Origin of the sequence: Ruminiclostridium cellobioparum subsp. termitidis CT1112 (assembly GCF_000350485.1) — a bacterium.
Lineage (GTDB): Bacteria > Bacillota > Clostridia > Acetivibrionales > DSM-1351 > Ruminiclostridium > Ruminiclostridium termitidis.
This window is the reverse complement of the sequence record NZ_AORV01000069.1, coordinates 1-6,477: the sequence shown is the minus strand read 5'-3', so window position 1 is coordinate 6,477 and position 6,477 is coordinate 1. Positions and strand designations below refer to the sequence as shown.

The following is a 6,477-nucleotide window of genomic DNA, read 5'->3' as shown; positions in this document are numbered from 1 at the left end:
AAGTAGATAGTCTAAAAAATCTATGAGTTAGTTTCAAATCTTCTTATAATGGCTAGATTCCAAACTAAATTTTTCGATTGTAGAAAAATTTAGTTACACTAGTGGCATTTCATCGAGGCAAAGCCTCGTTACTTCGATACATTATTTAGCTCCCAAGGAGCAAAATTTTCTGGTGGAAATGACGAGATGGCCACACCCGTTCCCATACCGAACACGGCAGTTAAGCATCTCAGTGCTGATAATACTTGGCTGGCAACGGCCCGGAAAAGTAAGTCTCTGCCAGATTTATATCAAAGCCTTAAGCGTAAAAGCTTAAGGCTTTGTTTATGTGCGCCCAGCATGGAAGAATTTGAAGTTTCAGCTTCTGGTCAGCTGAGATACTTTTCTCCTGATACATATATTTCAGGAGCAGTCTGAAAGCTGCTTTGTACGATTTTATCGTATTCGGACTGGCACCTACTGCACCCGGAAGGTATTCTGTTACAAAACTGTTCAGCAGTTCAAGAAATGAGGAGGCTTTATGTTTCATGCGCCACCTCCGGAAATACATCTGCTGAATAATCAGAAAACAGCTCCATTGCCACCGGAAACAGTTCACTGCTGAACTTCATGTATTTTTCGGTTTCCTGTAAGCTGTCATGCCCGAGATATATGGAGAGATAAGGTACTGAATCATCAATCTTTCTCCCGGCTTTTTCTGCCTTGGCAAAGGACTTGAAGACGAAAACATGACGCATGCAATGCAGGCAGGGACTGCGTTCATGCTTTTTTCGTCCAGGAGAAGATATTTCTGCAAGACGGAGTATCTTCTCAAACCAGTGCTGGGTATCCTTCGGCGTCATTGATTCATCTTTTACAAAAACGGGAAATAGCCAGGCATCAGGAACCCCAACGATTCCCATTGTCAGACGGTAACGTTCCAGAATCTCAGTCAACAAAGGATGCATCGGCACTAGTCGCTGCTTATCACCTTTTGTATGCCTCATAATCAAGGTCCCACCAATCAGGTCGACATCCCTCATCTTTAAGGCAAGCGTTTCTCCTATCCGGAGCCCGCAGCCATATGGGCATATGTGCTCTTACTGAGTGATGTCTGCCGTATGGACAGAAAATCTTCAAGTTCTTTCCGAAAGGGACTATTGAATGTTGTCATAGCTGTAGCCTCCCTTCCAGAAACTCTTTGAAACAACCAGAAGGTGCAGGAGGCTCAATAGCATACTCGCGGAGCCTTTCGATATCAACCTTTACATAGTGCTTGATGGCATCAGGGTCTGTATGTCCAAGAATTTTCCGTATTACATCATATGCCACAATATGGTTTATCATTGAGCTGGCTAGAGAAGAACGGAACACATGGGGACCATGCTTCTTGTCAGAGATATCGATTCCTGATTTACCGAAATATTTGTTAGGCTCGAAGCGGACTACAGAAGTGGTTATCTTCTCGAATGGGGCATTTGCTCTAAGGAATACATAAGACTGATCCGATTCCGGCCTTCCGTTCTTAAGATAATCAGCTAATGCAGTTTTTACCGCCGGGACCATGGGAAGGACAAGGGGCTCACCCGTCTTTTCCTGTGTAATACTGATAGTGTCGTTGCCGAAGTCAAGCGACGAAAAAGTGAGGTTTGCTATATCGCCGGATCTCATTCCAAGCCGAGTTGCGAGAAGCAGCATCGCATAATCGCGTTTTCCGATTTTGGGATCGGTATCTATCATTTCCTCAAAACGGTTGATTTCATCCTCTGTATAGGTACTCGGTAGGCGGAACGCTCTCTTAAAATGAGGGATAATAGCTGAGAAATCATGATTTATCAAACCGGCACTATTCAGATACGGCAGAAACATCCTGATGACAGCCCATCCGTCTTTGTTGTTCTGCATGAGGCTTGCCTTGCCGATGACGGCAGCGTCCACACACCTAAGGTCATGGCATCCAAGGGATTCGAGATGGCAGTAGAATTCCCGAAGAAAATATCTCTTTCCAATAATTGTTGATTCTCTGTTTCCGGCATCTCTGCATTTCCGCAGATATGCATCCATCAATATGGCGTAGTTTTCGGGCAATGGGGTGAGTTCCGTTTTGTGCTGGATCTGATACTTGCCATTACAGTAATCATTTAAGCAATAAATGACTGTATTAATGTATTGCCGACTGCTTTTGCTGAGCACATGCGTTGAAAGATAATCATCAATAAATTTCTGGCCGACAGTCGGGTCATATGTGACGACGTCGTTTGCGATCATATATCGCTCAAGCTGCTTCAGCTTCCGGTGATAATTATTGATGGTATCATTTCCGTAAGTCTTGTCCTGAAGTAGTTTCAGTAGACCCTTCTTCAATGAATCAAACGACTTGTGTCCGTATTGTCTTGTACTCATAACTGTCTCCTTTCACAACAGAAATATCAAGGTACATTTCTATTGTAATAGAGGAAGGATTATTTGAGAGGACTGGCGAAAATACAGCAATTATGCAGCCTGCACAGAATCTCCTTGGATAATCATATTACTAGGATAATGGCTAAAGCATAGACACCGAGTAATTCCCATCATAGGTATCTGAAATGTGGAATCCATGAAACCCTGCCAAAAACTCTTTTGCGTGATTCCCATAACGGGTTCGCGTATACTCACAGGATGATGGGTAGATCTTCACAGCTTCCACTCCGGTGTACCCAGATATACGACTTGCTGGAGGCTTCCTTTCCTTCCTCATGGTTGACCTGCCAGGTGGTTTCGTCACTCATGATAATGCTGCAATTTTACAAGCTGTTGGTGCATCCTGTCATACAGTGGCTTTAACCAATCTTTGGCACAACGGATAACCCAATTTGTCATAGTGTCTCTCTTAAGTGGAGCTCCCATTCTTCGAAAATCCCGTTCCTGGCGGTATATAGGGACAGATAGCAGATATTTCTGATACATAATCCATGAGACAATGGAAGGGGAAGCTACCGAATGCTTCAGAACAGGTGTCGGTACAGGCGCACTGCAGATCACATCCTCCGGGGATTCATCGCTTGTACCGCATTCCATGCATTTATAGATATATTGAACATAATCTTTCATTACCAGCTTGGCCGGAATGTATTCCATTTCCGCCTTACCTTTTTCTTTCCAATGATCTTCATTTCATTTTCACAGATATGCACAGAGCTTCTTCCAGATTGAGGATACACTCTATGGTTTCCCGGGTCAGGTTGGCAGTTAGCTTCTCTCGGTCACCCTTTTTCCTTAACGGTTTTTTACGCTCCTTAAGATGAATGACAGGAGTCTCTTCAATTACCATGAGATTCCGTTGTGTCTTCTTCCCAAAAAGAACATTGGCCTTCGGTTGGCGGTGTTTTTTCACTGTATGCACTAAAACGCTGTTTGGCTGCATACAAGACTGCCTGCGTCAGGGCTTCGACATTATGTTCCAGTCGTTTCACCTTTTCTAACAGGAATAGGTTTTCATTTTCAAGTATCAGAAGGTATTCCGGCAGTACAGGCAAGAGGGAATAAATTTAATGAACCCGATGCTGGAATAATTGAAAATCAGGAAAATAATAAAAATTTAATTAATACAGATGATTTAGCTAATAAAAAGTATTGCCAACCAAATGACTTTAAAGGTACAGACAAAAATACTGTGATTGAAAAAATGTCTATAGGAAAGGTTGCCTTACGTAGCTGTACAAGCAAGTTCAGATCATGGGTTAATGGATTAAATTTAAAATTACATAGTTCAAGGTCACGAAAGTCATGCAAAAATGAACCGGGGGGAGGTCATGGACGACCTGCCAGGAACTTAACCAATTAACTGAGTTACTGAAAAAGAAACTGTATATTTATACAATATTAGTTATATACAATTCATTAGTGCTTAGCTTACGATATCATTCGCAAAATCGATCATGTTAATAAATAATGTTTTTTGATTATGTTATATAATGTTAAATCCTTGTAAAATATAGTAGATTTATATTAGTGCTCATTTACAGAAGTGCAAAATAAATATAAAATAGACAAAGTATGTAATATACCATATATTTCATATAAATATATGTATGTACTTACATTCTTATATTTATTATGTAAAAAATGATTCGGAGGAGCTTTTATGTTGAAAAAAATGAAGTGTTTGTCTGTTTTTTTAGTTTTGCTTTTTATGCTTCAAAGTATTTTAATGCCAGCAGTATATGCGACAGAAGCAAAGGATGTAGTTATGGAAATATCTGAGCAACAGCTTACTCTTACGAATTTTGGTAATACATCTAACTCTGTAGAATTAGTGTGGACAAGCATTGGAAACAGCATTAATGCTATGTCTTATGATATTTACCGAAATGATAGCCTTATAAAAACAACTGAAAGCTTTGCTTATACTGATACAGAACTTACTCCAGATACAGAGTATAAGTATATGGTAAGAGCAAAAGATCTTGATGGGAATGTTATTGCAGAGAGCAATTCAATAAATGTAATAACTGCTCTAAATGATTCAATAGCAGATGAAGTATCTATTATTGCTACTTCATCTGCTATTGCACTTGAACCATCAAAATCGGAAGAACTTGTAAAAGAAAACCCTGACTTTGAAACGGATAGGTTCATAATAAAATATAAAAATCAGAATAGCATGATGAGAGCTAGAGAAGCTTTTACAAAAATAGACAAGATTGACAATAGCTCAAAAAATAGCATGAATAATAAAAAAAATAGTAAAGACATGGATTTTGATATCATAATGCTGAATAAAAAAGAAAAGCTCAGGGATATTGTTGCTGATCTGCAAAAAAATGATTTAGAAAATGATATCGAATATATACAGCCAGATTATCAACTAAGCTTATCCTCAAATGATCCTTATTATAGCAGCCAATGGGGATTGGAGAACAATTTCAAAGAAGTGGATAGTTCTAATAATACCTCAATAAAGAATAATCTTAAAAAGCTGCCTCTTCACTTGAGGGATGCCATTGATAAAAATCTAGAGTTCAAGGAATTTCTCATCAATACACCTTCTGAAGAATTAAGGCAAAAGCTGATGGCACGTGATGTACCCGGAAATGTTGAGCCATATATATTAATGGAACTTGTAAATGAGCCTGTTATTATGGATTTGAGAGATATGACAGATACAGCTCCAATTCAGCCTGCTTATTTATGCGATGCTGGGGTAACAGAAGCATGGAGTATTTCAACAGGCAGTGGTATAACAGTTGCCGTTATTGATACAGGAGTAGACATTGCACATGAGGATTTGGCAGAAAATATTTGGGTGAATACCGAGGAAATCTCAGGTAATGGCATAGATGATGATGGAAACGGAAAAATTGATGATACAAACGGCTGGAATTTCAGCGAGGATAACAATGTAGTCTTTGATATTGAAAATATAACAGAAGAAAACCACGGAACGCATATTGCTGGAATCATTGCTGCAGTGAAGGATAACGGTAAGGGAATCGCTGGGGTAGCTCCATCTGCGAAGGTAATGCCATTGAAGGTGTTCAACAATGGCAAGGCATATACCAGCGATATTATCAATGCAATCCAGTATGCTGAAAACATGGGTGCTAAGATTGTAAACTGTAGTTGGGGAAGCAATGACGAAAATACTGCGTTAAAAGAAGTAATACAGGCTTCAAATATGCTCTTTGTATGCGCAGCAGGAAACAGCGGTGCAGATATAGACAGCAATCCTGTATATCCTGCAGCCTTTGATTGCTCAAACATTATTACAGTGGCTTCTGTTAATAAAAATGGCAGTCTATCTAGCTTTTCTAATTATGGTGAAGGCAGTGTTGATGTGGCTGCACCAGGAGAAGGAATAAAGAGTACTTTGTCAGGTAATGCCTATGGCCAAAACAGTGGCTCATCAATGTCTGCAGCCTTTACTTCAGGTGAGGCAGCACTCTTGTTAAGTAATTTGGCAAACATGAGCACAATGGAACTGAAAGATAGAATTGTTCAATGTTCAGAGCATTTATCAAGCCTGACAGGAAAAATAAGCGGAAGTGTCAAGATAAATTGTGTAAATGCTGTAAAAGATATTAAGAATGATGAGATTATAAATGTTTCTGATACTGCTATAACACAAAGTAGCAGTCCTTTGACTGAAAATACAGATGATTTCAGTTTGTTCTCTACATCAGCAGTGGAAGCTCAGTTTGTTAAGATTGCCGGTGGGAACCATCATAGCTTGGCATTGGATAGTAATGGAGATGTTTGGGCATGTGGGCTTAACAATTACGGTGAGTTAGGCGATGGAACGAAAACAACAAGGGCTACACCTGTGAAAGTAGGGGGACTTAGCAAAATCACGGCCATCGCGTGTGGAAGTTCTCATAGCATGGCACTAAAGAATGATGGAACAGTGTGGGCATGGGGTAATAACTATTATGGCCAGCTAGGAGATGGAACGACAACAACAAAAACTACAGCGGTGCAAGTAAGCGGGCTTAGTGAAATAACAGCCATCGCGGGTGG

At 40.0% G+C, this 6,477-nt stretch carries 7 protein-coding genes and 1 rRNA gene; 2 read left to right on the top strand and 6 right to left on the bottom strand.

The window, feature by feature from the left end; all coding sequences use genetic code 11:
• Window positions 1-168 precede the first annotated feature (168 nt).
• A 5S ribosomal RNA gene (rrf, locus tag CTER_RS25210) occupies window positions 169-285 on the top strand.
• Between the two features lie 13 nt (window positions 286-298).
• Here the strand turns inward: rrf and CTER_RS25205 are convergent.
• From CTER_RS25205 to CTER_RS28995, 6 genes are all read right to left on the bottom strand, one after another.
• Window positions 299-529, bottom strand: a complete 231-nt coding sequence (locus tag CTER_RS25205; protein ID WP_004630691.1) for a hypothetical protein — start codon at window positions 527-529, stop codon at window positions 299-301.
• Window positions 519-1,022, bottom strand: coding sequence for a site-specific integrase (locus tag CTER_RS25200; RefSeq protein ID WP_051066694.1), 504 nt, complete (start codon window positions 1,020-1,022; stop codon window positions 519-521). The genes CTER_RS25205 and CTER_RS25200 overlap by 11 nt, the downstream gene beginning before the upstream one ends.
• Before the next feature lie 127 nt (window positions 1,023-1,149).
• Complete coding sequence (locus tag CTER_RS25195) at window positions 1,150-2,382, bottom strand: site-specific integrase (protein WP_004630684.1); 1,233 nt, start codon at window positions 2,380-2,382, stop codon at window positions 1,150-1,152.
• Between the two features lie 251 nt (window positions 2,383-2,633).
• A complete protein-coding gene (locus CTER_RS29095) occupies window positions 2,634-2,750 on the bottom strand; it encodes a hypothetical protein (RefSeq protein ID WP_278245956.1) in 117 nt (38 codons plus the stop codon).
• On the bottom strand, window positions 2,743-3,099 hold the full coding sequence (locus CTER_RS29090; RefSeq protein ID WP_051066692.1) for an IS66 family transposase: 357 nt from the start codon (window positions 3,097-3,099) through the stop codon (window positions 2,743-2,745). Before CTER_RS29090 ends, CTER_RS29095 begins: the two co-directional genes overlap by 8 nt.
• A gap of 31 nt (window positions 3,100-3,130) precedes the next feature.
• Complete coding sequence (locus CTER_RS28995) at window positions 3,131-3,385, bottom strand: hypothetical protein (protein WP_004630688.1); 255 nt, start codon at window positions 3,383-3,385, stop codon at window positions 3,131-3,133.
• A 720-nt stretch (window positions 3,386-4,105) separates the two neighbouring features.
• On the opposite strand from CTER_RS28995, the gene CTER_RS28610 reads away from it, so the two are divergent.
• The coding region (locus tag CTER_RS28610; protein WP_004630693.1) for a S8 family serine peptidase at window positions 4,106-6,477 on the top strand (2,372 nt) is incomplete at its 3' end.

Bases quoted from the DNA above. Each gene is read 5' to 3' on its own strand.
- CTER_RS25205 (WP_004630691.1), bottom strand. From the start codon at position 529: ATGAAACATAAAGCCTCCTCATTTCTTGAACTGCTGAACAGTTTTGTA.
- CTER_RS29090 (WP_051066692.1), bottom strand. From the start codon at position 3,099: ATGGAATACATTCCGGCCAAGCTGGTAATGAAAGATTATGTTCAATAT.
- CTER_RS29095 (WP_278245956.1), bottom strand. From the start codon at position 2,750: ATGAGTGACGAAACCACCTGGCAGGTCAACCATGAGGAAGGAAAGGAA.
- CTER_RS25195 (WP_004630684.1), bottom strand. From the start codon at position 2,382: ATGAGTACAAGACAATACGGACACAAGTCGTTTGATTCATTGAAGAAG.
- CTER_RS28995 (WP_004630688.1), bottom strand. From the start codon at position 3,385: ATGCAGCCAAACAGCGTTTTAGTGCATACAGTGAAAAAACACCGCCAA.
- CTER_RS25200 (WP_051066694.1), bottom strand. From the start codon at position 1,022: ATGAGGGATGTCGACCTGATTGGTGGGACCTTGATTATGAGGCATACA.